This is a genomic window from Aeromonas sp. FDAARGOS 1415, assembly GCF_019048365.1.
Classification (GTDB): Bacteria; Pseudomonadota; Gammaproteobacteria; order Enterobacterales; family Aeromonadaceae; genus Aeromonas; species Aeromonas taiwanensis.
In genome coordinates this window covers 2,642,181-2,656,817 of record NZ_CP077363.1, presented here as the reverse complement: position 1 = coordinate 2,656,817, position 14,637 = coordinate 2,642,181, and the positions used below count along the sequence as shown (strand labels likewise).

At 64.4% G+C, this 14,637-nt stretch carries 16 protein-coding genes; 2 read left to right on the top strand and 14 right to left on the bottom strand.

What is annotated here, in order from left to right; all coding sequences use genetic code 11:
* Window positions 1–33: 33 nt before the first annotated feature.
* From I6L45_RS12670 to I6L45_RS12650, 5 genes are all read right to left on the bottom strand, one after another.
* Window positions 34–555: a GNAT family N-acetyltransferase gene (locus tag I6L45_RS12670; protein WP_043761935.1), complete on the bottom strand. Its 522-nt coding sequence runs from the start codon at window positions 553–555 to the stop codon at window positions 34–36.
* Window positions 556–699: 144 nt separating this feature from the next.
* Window positions 700–1,899, bottom strand: coding sequence for a GNAT family N-acetyltransferase (locus I6L45_RS12665; RefSeq protein WP_216982244.1), 1,200 nt, complete (start codon window positions 1,897–1,899; stop codon window positions 700–702).
* A gap of 146 nt (window positions 1,900–2,045) precedes the next feature.
* Window positions 2,046–2,684 (bottom strand): pyridoxamine 5'-phosphate oxidase, encoded by a 639-nt coding sequence (gene pdxH / locus I6L45_RS12660; RefSeq protein ID WP_210548195.1) that lies wholly within the window; start codon window positions 2,682–2,684, stop codon window positions 2,046–2,048.
* A 153-nt stretch (window positions 2,685–2,837) separates the two neighbouring features.
* Complete coding sequence (locus I6L45_RS12655) at window positions 2,838–3,161, bottom strand: hypothetical protein (protein WP_216982243.1); 324 nt, start codon at window positions 3,159–3,161, stop codon at window positions 2,838–2,840.
* Window positions 3,158–5,146 (bottom strand): reprolysin-like metallopeptidase, encoded by a 1,989-nt coding sequence (locus I6L45_RS12650; protein WP_216982242.1) that lies wholly within the window; start codon window positions 5,144–5,146, stop codon window positions 3,158–3,160. The genes I6L45_RS12655 and I6L45_RS12650 overlap by 4 nt, the downstream gene beginning before the upstream one ends.
* 210 nt (window positions 5,147–5,356) lie before the next feature.
* Here I6L45_RS12650 and I6L45_RS12645 point away from each other — a divergent pair, with 210 nt between their 5' ends.
* Window positions 5,357–6,568 carry an RsmB/NOP family class I SAM-dependent RNA methyltransferase gene (locus I6L45_RS12645; RefSeq protein WP_216982241.1) on the top strand — a complete coding sequence of 404 codons (1,212 nt, stop codon included), beginning with the start codon at window positions 5,357–5,359 and terminating at the stop codon, window positions 6,566–6,568.
* Window positions 6,569–6,635: 67 nt separating this feature from the next.
* Here I6L45_RS12645 and I6L45_RS12640 read toward each other — a convergent pair whose 3' ends face one another.
* A complete protein-coding gene (locus I6L45_RS12640) occupies window positions 6,636–6,980 on the bottom strand; it encodes a Grx4 family monothiol glutaredoxin (protein ID WP_010673955.1) in 345 nt (114 codons plus the stop codon).
* Between the two features lie 287 nt (window positions 6,981–7,267).
* On the opposite strand from I6L45_RS12640, the gene sodB reads away from it, so the two are divergent.
* A complete protein-coding gene (gene sodB, locus I6L45_RS12635; protein WP_010673954.1) occupies window positions 7,268–7,852 on the top strand; it encodes a superoxide dismutase [Fe] in 585 nt (194 codons plus the stop codon).
* A 111-nt stretch (window positions 7,853–7,963) separates the two neighbouring features.
* Here the strand turns inward: sodB and I6L45_RS12630 are convergent, their stop codons facing one another.
* From I6L45_RS12630 to I6L45_RS12595, 8 genes are all read right to left on the bottom strand, one after another.
* On the bottom strand, window positions 7,964–8,773 hold the full coding sequence (locus tag I6L45_RS12630; RefSeq protein WP_210548191.1) for a VacJ family lipoprotein: 810 nt from the start codon (window positions 8,771–8,773) through the stop codon (window positions 7,964–7,966).
* 79 nt (window positions 8,774–8,852) lie between these two features.
* Window positions 8,853–10,151: a c-type cytochrome biogenesis protein CcmI gene (gene ccmI, locus I6L45_RS12625; protein WP_216982240.1), complete on the bottom strand. Its 1,299-nt coding sequence runs from the start codon at window positions 10,149–10,151 to the stop codon at window positions 8,853–8,855.
* Window positions 10,148–10,630 (bottom strand): cytochrome c-type biogenesis protein, encoded by a 483-nt coding sequence (locus I6L45_RS12620; protein ID WP_043761948.1) that lies wholly within the window; start codon window positions 10,628–10,630, stop codon window positions 10,148–10,150. The genes ccmI and I6L45_RS12620 overlap by 4 nt, the downstream gene beginning before the upstream one ends.
* Before the next feature lie 10 nt (window positions 10,631–10,640).
* The gene (locus tag I6L45_RS12615) at window positions 10,641–11,171 is read right to left on the bottom strand and encodes a DsbE family thiol:disulfide interchange protein (protein ID WP_043761950.1); all 531 of its coding nucleotides are present in this window, start codon (window positions 11,169–11,171) and stop codon (window positions 10,641–10,643) included.
* Window positions 11,168–13,123 (bottom strand): heme lyase CcmF/NrfE family subunit, encoded by a 1,956-nt coding sequence (locus I6L45_RS12610; protein ID WP_216982239.1) that lies wholly within the window; start codon window positions 13,121–13,123, stop codon window positions 11,168–11,170. The genes I6L45_RS12615 and I6L45_RS12610 overlap by 4 nt, the downstream gene beginning before the upstream one ends.
* A gap of 70 nt (window positions 13,124–13,193) precedes the next feature.
* Entirely contained in the window at window positions 13,194–13,685 is a 492-nt protein-coding gene (gene ccmE, locus I6L45_RS12605) for a cytochrome c maturation protein CcmE (RefSeq protein WP_210548187.1), read from the bottom strand.
* Window positions 13,682–13,888 (bottom strand): heme exporter protein CcmD, encoded by a 207-nt coding sequence (gene ccmD / locus I6L45_RS12600; protein ID WP_043808445.1) that lies wholly within the window; start codon window positions 13,886–13,888, stop codon window positions 13,682–13,684. The genes ccmE and ccmD overlap by 4 nt, the downstream gene beginning before the upstream one ends.
* A 2-nt stretch (window positions 13,889–13,890) precedes the next feature.
* The gene (locus I6L45_RS12595; protein WP_216982238.1) at window positions 13,891–14,631 is read right to left on the bottom strand and encodes a heme ABC transporter permease; all 741 of its coding nucleotides are present in this window, start codon (window positions 14,629–14,631) and stop codon (window positions 13,891–13,893) included.
* Window positions 14,632–14,637 lie beyond the last annotated feature (6 nt).

Below are 14,637 nucleotides of genomic sequence, written 5' to 3'. Positions count from 1 at the left end.
CCTGGGGGCGGCATCGTTTCATCACCTTCTTGTTCACTCGTCCGATGCCGGCTCTTCTTCCAGCTCGTCAAACAAGGGGTGATAGAGCACCTCGCCGCGCACGCCATCGAGGCCGCCAGGTTGCAGCTCCATCGCCATGAAGCAGTCGGCGGGCACCTCGTAGATGCAGTGCAGCCCGAAGTCGCTCGCGGGCCTGAATCCGAAACGGCGGTAGTAAGCGGGATCGCCGAGCACGACCACCGCCTTCCAGTCCATCTCCAGCGCCGTGTCCAGCCCCTCTCGTACCAGATCCGAGCCGATGCCCTGCCCCTGCCAGTCGGGATGGACGGCCACCGGGGCCAGCCCGAGCCAGGGCCCTTCCTGCCCGGCAATGGTGATCGGGCTCAGCATCAGGTGCCCCATGAACTCGTACTCTTCCTCTTCGACCATGGTGACCACGGCGGCCCCACACTCGCGCAGGCGGTTGACCAGCTCGGCCTCGTCGGGACGACCAAAGGCGGCACTCACCAGCTCATAGACTGGCAACATGTCGCCGGGACGCTCGGTTCTCAACATACAGCGTTACTCCTCGTACAGCAGGGCGGCCATTATTTCACAGAAATTGCCCGCCACTTGAGTGCCATTGTCTGAAAATGGGAGGACGGACTCAGGAAAATCACGGGCACCCGCGCCCTGACAACTCTCTCCCCCACTAGCCCCTCACAGGCCTCCCGGTTGGCCGGCACAGCGCAGCAGATAGGCAAGGCCGAGCCTTCCCTGCTCCTTGAGCAGTACGCCGCCCCCATGTTCCGGCATTGCGGGGGCGTCCGGCTCCAGCCTGGCGAGGGGATAGCGACGCACCCTGAGCCCGCAGAGTGTCAGCTCGCCTTCCGTGACCTTCCCTGCCATGAAGAGCGCCAGGGCCGCGCCCCCGCCGCTCTCGTCGTGCAGTATGGCCACCACCACCTGCTCGTCCGCAAGCAAGGGGGCCAGCCTTGCCATCAGATCCGCCGGCAGGGAGGGGGCCCTGTCCAGCCGCCAGTGATCGAGCTCGATGGCTTCTCGCACCGAGTCGGGCCAGCGCCCGCAATGGTGCATGCCAAGCCTGGCCATCACCCGGCCGGAGGCGAGGTTGCCCGGCATGTGGCGGGCGGTCAGGGCAGGCAGGTGCAACTGCTCGAAGGCAAACTGCCTGACCAGGTGCCCGGCCCGGGTGGCCAGCCCCCTGCGCTGCCAGGGCACGCCCAGCCACCAGGCCAGCTCCCCGTGCCAGTGCAGGGAGATGGCCCCGATCAGCGGGGCCGACGCCTCCCCCTCCGGCAGGGTCAAAGCCCAGGTTCGCCCCAGCCCCAGGGCCGTCTTGCGCCCGCTCATGGCGAGCCAGTCCCGGGCACTCTCCGGCGGATAGGGATGGGGGATATTGAGGGTATAGCGGGCGATCGCCTCGTCCGAGCAATAGCACAGGATGGCGCTCTCATCGCCGGGCTGCAGGGGTCGCAGCACCAGCGCCGGAGAATCCTGGGTGCCGGCGTCACGCAGCACAGGCGTGGTCAGGCGCCGGGCGAGCAGGCGTTGCAGGGCGTGCCCAAGGTCATCATCGGATCTCAGTGGGTGGTCGGCTCCTGCGGGCCCCAGAGTGCGCAGGCCATGCTCCCTGGCCAGGGTCAGCAGGGTGCCGGAGGCGGCGATCAGGATCTGTTGACTGGGATCCGCCGCCATCACGGGGGATGCCGCGTCCCCGAGCCAGGCGCTGAGCAGGGCGCTGGCCGAGAGGATCTTGTCCGGCGGGCAGGCCCCCCACGGCGCTGGCACCTCCCCCTTGCCGAGCAGCAAGCACCAGCGATGCCCCTGGCGCTGCCAGTCCAGCAGCGCCCCCTGCCAGTGAGGTCGCCAGAGCGCCCCCTCGATCAACAGATCCATACATCCCCCTGTGGTGACGGGAGGTTGGCACGGGTTAAAACCGTGCAGATCACCGGGTACGGATCACGCGCCATGGCACGGCTCCGCCGCTCAACCGCGCTCGCCGATGCACAGCTGCGCTTTCAGGAGGAGCCTGGCGACCTGCATCAGGGAGCCAGCCGCTCGATGTGCCAGCCTTCCCCTTCGCGGGTGTAGTAGAAGCGATCGTGCAGGCGATGCTCCCCCCCCTGCCAGAACTCGACGGTGTCGATCTTCACCCTGAAACCGCCCCAGAAGCTCGGCAGCGGCACCTCGCCACTGGCAAACTTCTGCTTGAGTTCGAGGAACTTGGCTTCCAGCACACCGCGTGCCGAGATGCGGCTGGACTGCTTGGAGACCCAGGCGGCAATCTGGCTGTCCTTGGGGCGGCTGTGGAAATACTTCATCACCTCGAGGGGGCCGAGCTTCTCCACCCGGCCGGTGACATGGACCTGGCGATCGAGGGTATGCCAGGGGAAGAGCAGGCTGATGCGGGGATTGCCCTCTAGCTGGTGCGCCTTGCGGCTGCCCATGTTGGTGTAGAAGACCATGCCCTGGGCATCGTAGTGCTTGAGCAGCACGGTACGCTGCCAGGGCTGTCCGTCAGCGTCCACGGTGGCCACCACCATGGCAGTGGGATCGGTCAGCCTGGCTTCGCACGCCTGGGCCAGCCACTTCTCGAACAGTGCGAGGGGCTCGGCCGGCAGATCGGCCCGGTGTAATCCGCCCCGGGTGTATTCACGACGCAGATCAGCCACATCCATCATCTTGATTTTCCTTCTCTCTTTGCCGCCCATGCGGCGATGCGTGGAGGCATTGTGCGACGAGCACGCCATGGGTACAAGCCTCGTCTCGGCCAAATGGCGGCAAAGACAAAGGGAGGCATCAGCCTCCCTTTTCCTACCACAGGACAACAATGCCTAGGGTTTGCCGCCCTCGGGCGGACAATGGGCCAGCATGCGCTGGTTGTATTGCGCCGCATAGGCGCTCAGCCTGGCATGCGCCTCCTTCTGGTCCGGCTTGATCACATCGCCGAACCCCTCGAGATAGCGCACGCCGCAGCGCGCCTTGGCCGAAGCTTGCTCGTCTGCCCCGATACCGGGAGCCACTTCACCGCGCCCGGCCCGCACGATGAGCCGGTAATCCTGCTTGTCCAGGCTGGCGTTGACCGCCTGATCCAGGGTATCGGCGTCGGCCTGACAGCCGCCTAGCAGGGTGAGCAGCAATACGCTGGCCAGCCTCATGCCCGCCTCCGCTGCCAGCCCAGCAGGCCCAGAGCCAGGGCCCAGAAACCGAGGGAGCCGCCGCCACCACCGCCGCTCTCTTCCACCCGCTGGGTCACCGACAGCTTGACCGGGCTGATGGCGAAGAAGAGGTTGTCGCTGCAGGCCACCTTCAACCTGGCGGTACCGTCGCTGCCGGCAGGGATGGTGACGCTCGCAGAGCCCGAGTTGGGCTGGCCGCTGGCCAGCAGGGTCCAGTTCGTCCCCTCGTCCCGGGTCATGAAGAGATCCACCTTGCTGCAGTTGATGGGGGCGGCACTGGTGCCCGCCACCTCCCAGCCGATGGTCTGCTTCTGGCCCGCCGCAATCGGCGTGATCAGGGGGCTGGTCAGGGCGAAGGCCTTGCCGGTGTCGACCACCTGCACCTTGATGTCATCACTGCTGACGCCCCCCTGGCCATCCCGCGCCGTGAGGCGGAAATGGAGATCCCGGTTGGTGGCAGGCCAGGCCTCCCCCTTCGCCAGGGTGTTGGTGAGCAGGGAGGTGAGGCTCGGCAGGGTGCGCTCCGGCACGCTGGTCGGCGCCACGAAGCGGAACAGCGGGCGAGAGCCGTCGTCCACCATGCTGGCGGCACTGAAGGACTCGGTGCCGAGATCGATCTGCTCCCAGGTGTAGCTCAGGGCGTCGTTATCCAGATCGGTGCCGCTCCCCTTGAGCACGAAGGGGGTGTTGGCCGGGATCACATGATCGTTGCCTGCCGCCACCTGGGGTGCATTGTTGGTGCGCGCCTGCGTGGTGCCACAGCTCGACACCGTGGCCATGTGGGCCCGCATCTGCTCGATGGACTTGCTGTGGAAATAGGGCACGCTGTTGGCCTGCAGATCCTCTTCCCCGCAGATCCCCGCGTAGGCCATGATGGAGCTGCCGCTGCCGGGCTCCCAGGCCTGGCTCGCCTCCCGGTTGCCACCGCCGCAGCTGCCGGTGGTGCCGTTGAAGGTGTGCTCGGCACCGAACTGGTGGCCGATCTCGTGGGCCACGTAGTCGATGAAGAAGGCGTCTCCCACCGGGTTGGGGGAGCCGGTCATCCCCGCCGACTTCCCGTCGGTACAGAGCACGCCGAGCCCCGCCAAACCGCCGCCTCCGGTGTTGACCACATGACCGATATCGAACGCCCCCAAGCCCTTGGTCAGGGCATCGGCCTGCACCTGCACGTTGACGTCGACATCGTTCAGGCCAGACCCGGACGGGTCATCGCCGTTGAAGAAGGGATCCGTGGCCGCGTCGGTGAAGATGATGGTGTCATTGCCGCTGGCCAGCTGGAACTCGGCGGCGACATCGCGCCGATACACCTCGTTGACCCGGTTGAGCAGGGTGGCGATGGCGCCAAGGGCCCCCTCGACGGTGCCCCCGTGAAACTGGGTGTACTCCCCCGCCGCCGAGATGGCGATGACATAGCGCTTGAGCTCGTTGCCATCCACCAGCACCTGACGGGCCAGCTTTTTGGCCTCACCACCGATGACCTTGTCCGCCTCCTCTTCCAGCCTGCTATGGGCATCCTGCTGGTAGTAGACCGCATAGCCCTCACCATTGCGCAGGGGATCGATGAACACCATCTTGCCCTGGTGGCTGAACATGGCGTGGAAACCCTGGGGACCGAGATCGAAGCGGCCAGTCTCGACGGGATTGGCTTCGTCATGCCCCTTGAAGGCCTGGATAGCGGGGTACTTGGCGGCCAGATCCGCCGGCAGCAGATCATAGGGCTGCAGGCTGAAGGTGACCTCCTGACCATCCGGCAGCGGCAGGGTCAGCCGACGCTCCCCCTCCTTCAGGGCGGCCAGGTCATCGGCGGGAGCGGTAACGACGCGATACTGATGCGCCCGCACCTCGTAACCATCGGCGGCGGTGGCCCGTGCCGCCACCGTCTGCCACTGCGCCGCCAGCAAACTGCCAGAGCTCATCAACCCGGCCACCAGCAAGGCCAGCGGAGAAAATTTCATCAAATGCATCTTATTATTCCTTTTTAAATGCGTTCGCCTGAACTGCCACGGCATCATTTGTCTGCTGGTCCGATTAGTCCAGCAAGATCCACTGTACATTCCCCGGATGGGGAAGGTTGCACCAAGACACACTAGCCCCTATCATTGCGCGGATTTGTCCGTTCCAGAACCCCTCTTCGACGGGGCCGGTTCACCCTTTCTTTGGCCAAGGTTAATCTCATGCTCAAGTCCCCACTGTTGCCCCGTTTCGGGGATCTGATCGTTGCCATCGTTGACGATGTGCTGGGTCAGGGTCTTACCCTCGACCGCGCCTATGCCCGTCACTTCTCCGGCATCGAACTCAAACCGCAAGAACAGGCAAGGATTGCCCTGGTCACCGGCGATCTGCTGCGCCGCCTCAGCCTCTACTGCTTCCTGACCGGCATTCAGGTTCGTCAGGCCGAGAAGAACGTCTGGCCGCTGCTGCACAGCTGGCACGCCTTCCACAAGATAGACCAGCCGAACCACCCGACCCTGGATCGCTTCAACGAGGAGGCGTTCCGTCGCCGCCTGACCGAGGCGAAGAAGAACCCGGTGCTGATGGATGGCTGCCCTGCCTGGCTGGAAAAACTCGGCAGCGAGCAGCTGGGTGAGGCCTGGCCTGCCGAGCGCGCCGCCCTGGCCTGGATGCCCAAGCGCTACCTGCGGACCAACACCCTCAAGTGCACCCGGGACGAGCTGCAGGCCATCCTGGCCAAGGAGCATGTCACCACGGTGCCCGTCGACGGCGTGGAAACCGCCCTGCAGGTCACCACGGATGCCGCCCTGTTCCGCACCCAGGCCTTCGCCGATGGCTGCTTCGAGCAGCAGGATGCGGGTTCCCAGCTGGTGGCGGCCGCTCTCGACGTCAAACCCGGCATGCGGGTGATCGATGCCTGCGCCGGCGCTGGCGGCAAGACCCTGCACCTGGCCGCCATGATGCAGGGCAAGGGCCGCCTGCTGGCCATGGACGTGGAAGAGTGGAAGCTCGAAAACCTCAAGCAGCGCGCCCGCCGCGCCGGGGCCCACAACGTGGAGACCCGGGTCATCACCAGCAGCAAGACCGTCAAGCGCCTGAAAGAGAGCGCGGATCGGGTGCTGCTTGACGTGCCCTGCTCCGGCCTTGGCGTGCTCAAGCGCAACCCGGATGCCAAGTGGCGCGACACCGCCGAGCGTCTGCCGGTGCTGGTCGCCCTGCAGGAAGAGATCCTGCAGCGCTACAGCCAGATGGTGAAGGTGGGCGGCATGCTGGTCTACGCGACCTGCTCCATCCTGCCCGAGGAGAACCGCCAGCAGGTGGACAAGTTCCTCGCCGCCAACGAGCACTTCCGCCTGCTGGACGATCACACCGTGAGCCCGGCGGAGACCGGCTTCGACGGCTTCTACATGGCGCGCCTCGAACGCATCGCCTGATGCCTGTCGTGGGAGCAAAGAAAAGGGGAGCCAATGGCTCCCCTTTTTGCATGATGTGGATGCGGCCTTATTCGGCAGCAGCGTCATCCTGCTTGTGCTTGGCGGCAGTTTCCTTGATCAGGGTCTGCAGCTCGCCGGCCTGGAACATCTCGATCATGATGTCGCAGCCACCGACCAGCTCCCCCTCGACCCACAGCTGCGGGAAGGTGGGCCAGTTGGCGAATTTCGGCAGCTCGGCGCGGATGTCCGGGTTTTGCAGGATGTCGACGTAGGCGAAGGGCTCGCCGCAGGACATCAGGGCCTGGGAGGCCTGGGCAGAGAAACCGCAGCTGGGAAGCTTGGGGGATCCCTTCATGTACAGGATGATGGGATTCTCAGCCAGCTGCTGTTTGATCTTTTCGATAGTTTCCATAAATGCCTCACTGGAGCGATTTCGGCGGCCATTCTACTGCAATCCGGGCAGACCACAAACTGGCAAACCGTTCAGAACGAAAGAAGTCATGCATCAATACGACGCAGCTTGATCCGGATCATGGCGAGAATCAAGAGTTGTTCGCCCATCTTTGATGCTGCTACAATCGACGGGCTTTGGGCCGCCAGGCCCCCTCATTTCAAGAACAATTCTTTTCGAGACAGAAAAGAGTACGCAATGTCTTGCAACCGTCGCCTTCGCACGGACCAGCCAATGGAGAGTAGAAAATGGCTTTCGAACTTCCCGCTCTGCCCTATGCAATCAATGCTCTGGAACCGCACATCTCCCAGGAAACCCTGGAATACCACCACGGCAAGCACCACAACACCTACGTGGTCAACCTGAACAACCTGGTGCCGGGTACCGAGTTTGAAGGCAAGTCTCTGGAAGAGATCATCAAGACCTCCACTGGCGGTGTGTTCAACAACGCCGCCCAGATCTGGAACCACACCTTCTACTGGCACTGCCTCTCCCCGAACGGTGGTGGCGAGCCTACCGGCGCCCTGGCCGATGCCATCACCAAGGCGTTCGGCTCCTTCGCCGAGTTCAAGGATGCGTTCACCAAGTCTGCCATCGGCAACTTCGGCTCCAGCTGGACCTGGCTGGTGAAGAAGGCTGACGGCTCCCTGGCCATCGTCAACACCTCCAACGCGGGCTGCCCGCTGACCGAAGCCGGTACCACTCCGCTGCTGACCGTCGACCTGTGGGAACACGCCTACTACATCGATTTCCGCAACCTGCGTCCGAAGTACATGGAAACCTTCTGGGCCCTGGTCAACTGGGAATTCGTGGCCAAGAACCTGGCTGCCTGATAGCACAGCGCTCTTGCCAAATCGCCCCGCCCTTGCGGGGCGTTTTTTATGGTTGGCGTTTCCCGCCCATGAAAAAGGCGCCCGCAGGCGCCTCGTCGAACCGGGGAGGCCTTACTGGTCGATCTCGTCCATGTAGTCGTCCAGGTTGCCTTCATCCTCTTGCGGCTTCTGCTCCTGAAGCTCGGGCTTGCGACCCGTCACCTTGCCGTCGTTGTACTGGAGGTAGAAGTCCTTGGTCAGGGCATACGGATCCAGGGCGTTATCGATGATCCGCTCCTGATCGATGAGCTTGGAGCGCGTGCCGAGGCCGTCCAGCGCCCAGTGCACCACCCGCAGCGGGAAGGTCAGCAAGGCATAGGGGAAATAGATGGTATCGATGGTATCCCCCACCAGCTCCCGGGTCGTGGTCGGGCCGTAGACCGGCATCATCAGATAGGCGCCATCCCCGATGTCGGCCTTGCCGAGCACGGTGTCCATCTCCAGCATGTTGCGCTCGAGGCCCGCATGCCTGGCCACGTCGAACAGACCCAGCAGACCCACTGTGGTGTTGAGGGTGAAACGGCCCAGGTTGGTGCCGGCCCCTTTCAGGTCACCCACCAGCAGGTGGTTCACCATGCTGCTCGGCTCGTCGAAGTTGTCCACGAAATTCTCGATGCTGTCCCTCATCCCTTGCGGGACATAGCGGGCATAGCCGTGCACCACAGGACGGGCTACATAGGGCTCCAGTACGTCGTAGTTGACGGCCCACATGGCCCGGTTCGCCCCCTGGAAGGGGTCACGGGGGTCGCTGGCCGTGCTGGTTGCTCCGGGATGGCTGGGGGTTTCGCCGATATTCAGGCTCTCTGGGCCCGCCTTGGGAGGGCCGCCCGCACAGCCTCCAAGCAGCAATGCCACCGCCAATGCTCCTGAACGCAGATACATATGAAAGTCCTAAGATTTTTATTGGGTATTGGTATGAATTATATGATGGCCCGCCCCTTCCGGGCGGACCAAAGACGTATTAGAGGGCGTGATCGATGCGGATGTCAATCGGCGCTGCAGGAAGAGTGCCTGTCGGCACGGTGACGGAGACTCCCTCGAAGGCGCCCTCCTTGTTCATGACGTTGCCGCCGCGGGAGAGACGCGCCTTGAACTGCAGTTCGGCATGGGCTGCCAGCTTGCTGCCCTCCATCATGGCGTCCCCGTCACCCAGGGACAGAGTGAGCGGGAAGTGCGGACCCGGGATACGCTTGACCGCGATGGGCATCGGCGGCCCGTTGGGGATCACCGCAAACACGAACAGGTGGGCATCCTCAGGCAGCTGAATACCCGGCGCCAGGGTGATGTGAAGCGGGAATTCCCCCTCCTTCATCGCCAGCACCTGGGCCTCCTCTGCTTGGGCCTCCTGCGCCTGGGCAGGCGCCTCCCCTTCCTGTGCGGCAGGGGCGGCGTTCACCGCCAGTCCGCGCTGACGCAGTTGCTGCTTCGCATAGTCGATGGAGCGCTCCACCATGGTGTGACGGGTCGAGCCCTTCTCCAGCAGCGGCAGCATGGCCTGCCAGCGAGCGAGGGCGGTCTGGAAATCCTCTTTTTGCAGCGCCATGAAGGCGTGGACGGAACGGGCCTCGATGTTGGCGGGATCCTCGGCGATGACGGTCTGCAACAGCTGATCCGCCCTGGCCTCCTCTCCCGTCATCATCAGGGCCTGGGCATAGGGCACCGCCACCATGGCCTTCTGGGGCGCGAGGGCGTAGGCACGCTCCAGCGCCTCGCGGGCCATCTCCGGGTCATTGCCATCCAGGGTCAGGCGACCCAGCAGCAGCCAGCCACGATAGTCGTTCGGTTCCTCTTTCAGTCGGGTGCGCAGCCCCAGGGTGAAGTCCAGCAGATCCTGCTCGGTCACCTGGGCGTCCCGCTCCACCAGGATGCGGTTGCTGAGCTCTCCCAGCCGGCTGCTGGCATCCTGCCAGCGGCTCACTTCCTGCCAGGCGCCGAGCTTGGCGTAGAGGCCGACGCTCACCGCAGCAAGCACCAGCACCCCGGGGATCCAGATCAGGCTCTTGCCGCCACGGGCGCTCTGCTCCACGTCGGGGATGTCGTCCAGCAGGCTGCGCTGCAGCTCCACCAAAGACTCAGGATCCTCCGCCAGGACGCCCTGTTCACGCTCCTCGCCAATCTCCAGCAGGCGCTGGCGATAGAGCTGCTTGTTGAGGGCCGAGCGGCTGATGCTCTGCCGGCCCTCGCCGCGCCAGAGCGGCACGATCAGCGCCAGGCTTGCCAGCACCAGCAGGGCGGCACCCAGTATCCAGAATGGGGTCATGGTTTCTCTTCCTCTTTGAGCAGGGCGGAAAGCCGTGCCTGCTCCTCTGCGCTCAGGGCGCCTTCAGGCTGTTGTGCGGTGACGGGGGCATGGCGGCGACTGCGTACCACCACGGTGACGGCGCCGATGACGATGACCAGCAGGGGGCCGAGCCAGAGGATCAGGGTCGAGGCCATCAGGGGGGGATCATAGAGGATGAAGTTGCCGTAGCGGGCCACCATGTAGTCCACCACTTCCTGCTTGTCCTTGCCTTCCCGCACCATCTGGTAGGTCTTGTCCCGCAGATCCTTGGCGAGTCCGGCGTTGGAGTCCGCGATGTCCTGGTTCTGGCACTTGGGGCAGCGCAGCTCCTTGGTCAGCTCGCGAAAGGTCTGCTCCTGGGCGTCGCTGTCGAAGGTGTAGACATCGATGGCGGCGCTGGCCTGGCCGGCGCCGAACAGGCCCGCCAGCAGCAACAGGGATGCGATCAGTGTTTTCATCGGGGAGGCCTCACTTCATGGCATCGAAGATGGGTTTGAGGGTGCTGGCCCAGACTTCCGGGTTCACGTCCCCCACGTGGCGATAGCGGATGATGCCCTGGCTGTCGATGAAGAAGGTCTCGGGCGCGCCATAGACCCCCAGATCCAGCCCCAGCATGCCGTCGGGGTCATAGAGGTTGATCTGGTAGGGGTTGCCGAGCTCCGCCAGCCACTTGATGGCCTTGTCCCGCTCATCCTTGTAGTTCATGCCGACGATGTAGATCCCCTGCCCCGCCAGCTCCTTGAGGTAGGTGTGTTCCCCGTAGCAGGTCGGGCACCAGGTGGCCCAGACGTTGAGCAGCATGGGGCGCCCCTTGAGGATGCTCCTGTCGTGCTGCTTGTCGAGATCGTAGATATCCTGCAGGGTGAACACGGGCACCTCCTTGTCCACCATCACGGATTCGAGCTTGGTGGGATCGGAGTAGAGCCCCTTGAACAGGAACAGGGCCCCCAGCAGGAAGATGATGAAGGGCAGCAGATAGAGCCAGGTCTTCTTGTTCATGCCTTGGCCTCCTCGTCACGACGGCCGAACCGGTAGCGCTTGTCCAGCATGGCCAGCACACCGCCGATGGCCATGAAGACGCCGCCGAACCAGATCCAGCGCACGAAGGGTTTGTAGTAGATCCGCACCGCCCAGGCGCCGTTGTCGAGCTGCTCGCCGAGCGCGGCGTAGAGATCCCGGGTGAGACCGGCGTCGATGGCGGCCTCGGTCATCGGCATCCGGCTGACGGTATACATCCGCTTCTCGGGCTTGAGCAGGGCCACCTGCTTGCCATCCCGGTGCACTTCCAGCACGCCCTTGAAGCCCTCATAGTTGGGGCCGTCCTTCTCGGCAATGCCGGTGAACACGAACTCGTAATCGGCAAACTGGACGCGATCGCCGGCCTGCATGCGCAAGTCCTTCTCGATACTGTAGTTCTGGGTGCAGGCGATGCCGATGATGCTGACCGCGAGCCCCACGTGGCCCAGGATCATGGCCCAGTGGCTGTTGCCGAGCTTGCGTACCCCGGTGGCGAAGCCGTGCTTGTGGGTGGCACGCACCCAGGTTTCCTGCACGCTGGTGACGATGATCCAGGTCCCGAGGCCGATGCCGAGCGCGGCCCAGGGCTTGAACGCCTCGGCGAAGGCGAGCGGCAGCAGGAAGGCGGCGGCCAGGCTCAGCACCAGGGCGAGGATCACCTTGCCCTTGAGCTCACCCAGCTCCTGCCGACGCCAGCGGAACAGGGGGCCCACCCCCAGCAACACGGCGAAGGGGATGATGAGCCAGCTGTAGATGTGGTTGAAGAAGGGGGTGCCGATGGAGATGCTGCCGAGCCCCAGCTCCTTGTGTACCAGGGGCAACAGGGTGCCGAGCAGCACGGTGAGCAGGCCCGCCACCAAGAGGATATTGTTGCCAAGCAGCAGGGTCTCCCGGCTCCACAGCTCGTGCTTGCCGTGGCTCTTGACCTGGGAGCCCTTGAAGGCAAACAGCAGGAGCGAGCTGCCGATCACCGCCAGCAGGAAGCCCAGGATGAAGAGGCCCCGGGTCGGGTCGGAGGCAAATGCATGGACCGACACCAGCACGCCGGAGCGCACCAGGAAGGTGCCAAGCAGGCTCAGGGAGAACGCCGAGAGCGCCAGCAGCACTGTCCAGGCCTTGAAGGTGGCGCGCTTCTCGCTCACCGCCAGGGAGTGCAGCAGGGCCGTGCCCGCCAGCCAGGGCATGAAGGAGGCGTTTTCCACCGGATCCCAGAACCACCAACCCCCCCAGCCGAGCTCGTAATAGGCCCACCAGGAGCCCAGCACTATGCCCAGGGTCAGGAAGACCCAGGCGGCCATGGTCCAGGGACGGGACCAGCGCGCCCAGGTGGCGTCGAGCCGCCCCGTCATCAGGGAGGCGATGGCAAACGCGAAGGCCACCGAGAAGCCCACATAGCCCATGTAGAGCATGGGCGGGTGGAAGATGAGGCCGGGATCCTGCAGCAGGGGGTTGAGGTCGCGCCCGTCCACCGGGAAGTACGGCAGGGTGCGGGTGAAGGGATCCGAGGTGAACAGCACGAAGGCGGTGAACCCCACGGAGATGAGGCCGAGCACCCCCAGCACCCGCGCCACCGCATCCAGCGGCAGGCGGCGGCTGAACAGGGCGACGGCCGCGGTCCAGCCCCCCAGGGTCAGTACCCAGAGCAGCAGGGACCCCTCGTGGGCCCCCCACACCGCAGAGATGCGGTACTGCAGCGGCAGCAGGCTGTTGGAGTTGGTGGCCACGTACTGCACGGTGAAGTCGTTGTCGATAAAGGCCCAGGTGAGGCAGAGGAACGACAGCAGCAGCAGCAGGAACTGGCTATAGGCGAGCGGCCGGGCCGCCGACATCATGCCGAGGCGGCCGAGATGGGCTCCGATCAGCGGGTAACTCCCCAGCAGCAGGGCGGTGGCGAAGGCCAGGATCAGTGAAAACTGCCCTAATTCCGGGATCATTGGCTATTTCCTTTCGATGACACGCAGACGCCGGCCGGGCCGGCGGTGAAACGGGGGAGATGGACGGGACTCATTGCTTGGCCCCCTTCAGCTGCGCCTCTGTGTACTCGGGCTTGAAGTGCATGCCGTTGGTGGCATCCGCCACTTCCGGCGGCATGTAGTTCTCGTCGTGCTTGGCCAGCACTTCGAACGCGCTGACGGTGCTGGCATCCTTGAGGCTGCCCTGGGCAACGATGCCCTGCCCCTCGCGGAACAGATCCGGCAGGATGCCGTCAAATTCCACCGTCACCATGTGGCCACCGTTGTCCACCAGCTTGAAGGAGACCTTGAGGCTCTTGGGATCCCGCACCACAGACCCCGGCACCACCAGGCCGCCGATGCGCAGGCGCTGCCCCTCTTCCGGCTTGATCTTGTCCGGCCCCTTGCCCTCCACCAGCTCGCTCGGGGTGTAGAAGAGGTCGATATTCTGGCTGAGGGCGTAGAGCACCAGGCCGATCACGCTGGCGAGGCCCAGGCTGATGGCCAGTATGATGGTGAGGCGTTTCTTGCGGCGCGGGTTCATAGGGTGTTCTCCATCTGCTGGGCCGCCTTGCGGCGGGCCTCCCGCGCCTGCTTGTTGCGCAGTTCGCCCATGAGGCTGCGGGTCTTCAACCGGGTAGAAATGACGATGCCGACCAGGCAGAGCACGGTCAGACCGAAGGAGAGCCAGACGTAGAAGGCGTAGCCCCCCATGGCCATGAAATCACTGAACGAGGCAAAGTGCATGCTTACTTCTCCTGCCTGGCGATGTCGGCGACCCAGGGACGGTGCCACTCCCGCATCAGGAGCTCATTGCGAAAACGCATCAGGGTCAGGGCTCCCAGGAAGGCGGCAAACGCCAGGATCATGATCAGCAGCGGCCACAGCATCTCGGGGGAGATGGAAGGCTTGTCAAACTTGGTGATGGTGGCGCCCTGGTGCAGGGTGTTCCACCACTCCACCGAGTAGTGGATGATGGGCAGGTTGATCACCCCCACCAGCGCCAGGATACCGGCGGCGCGTCCCGCCACCACCTTGTCGCTGAAGGCGTTGTAGAGGGCGATGACACCGAGATAGAGGAACAGCAGGATGAGCTCCGAGGTGAGACGCGCGTCCCACACCCACCAGGTGCCCCACATGGGCTTGCCCCAGGCGGCGCCGGTAAAGAGCGCGATGAAGGTGAACACGGCGCCCACCGGGGCGATGGCCGCCACCGTCATGTCCGCCATGCGCAGCTGCCACACCAGGCCGATGAAGGCCGCCACCGCCATGGTGGAGTAGGCCCCCATGGAGAGAATGGCGGAGGGCACATGGATGTAGATGATCCTGAAAGAGTCTCCCTGCTGGTAGTCAGCGGGAGCAAAAGCCAGCCCCCAGACGGTGCCTACGATGAAGGCGAGCAGACTTGTCGCGGCAAACCAGGGCAGCAGGGTACCAGCCAGCGCATAGGCGCGCTCGGGTTTGGCATAAGGGTGCAACCATTTCCACATAGCTCA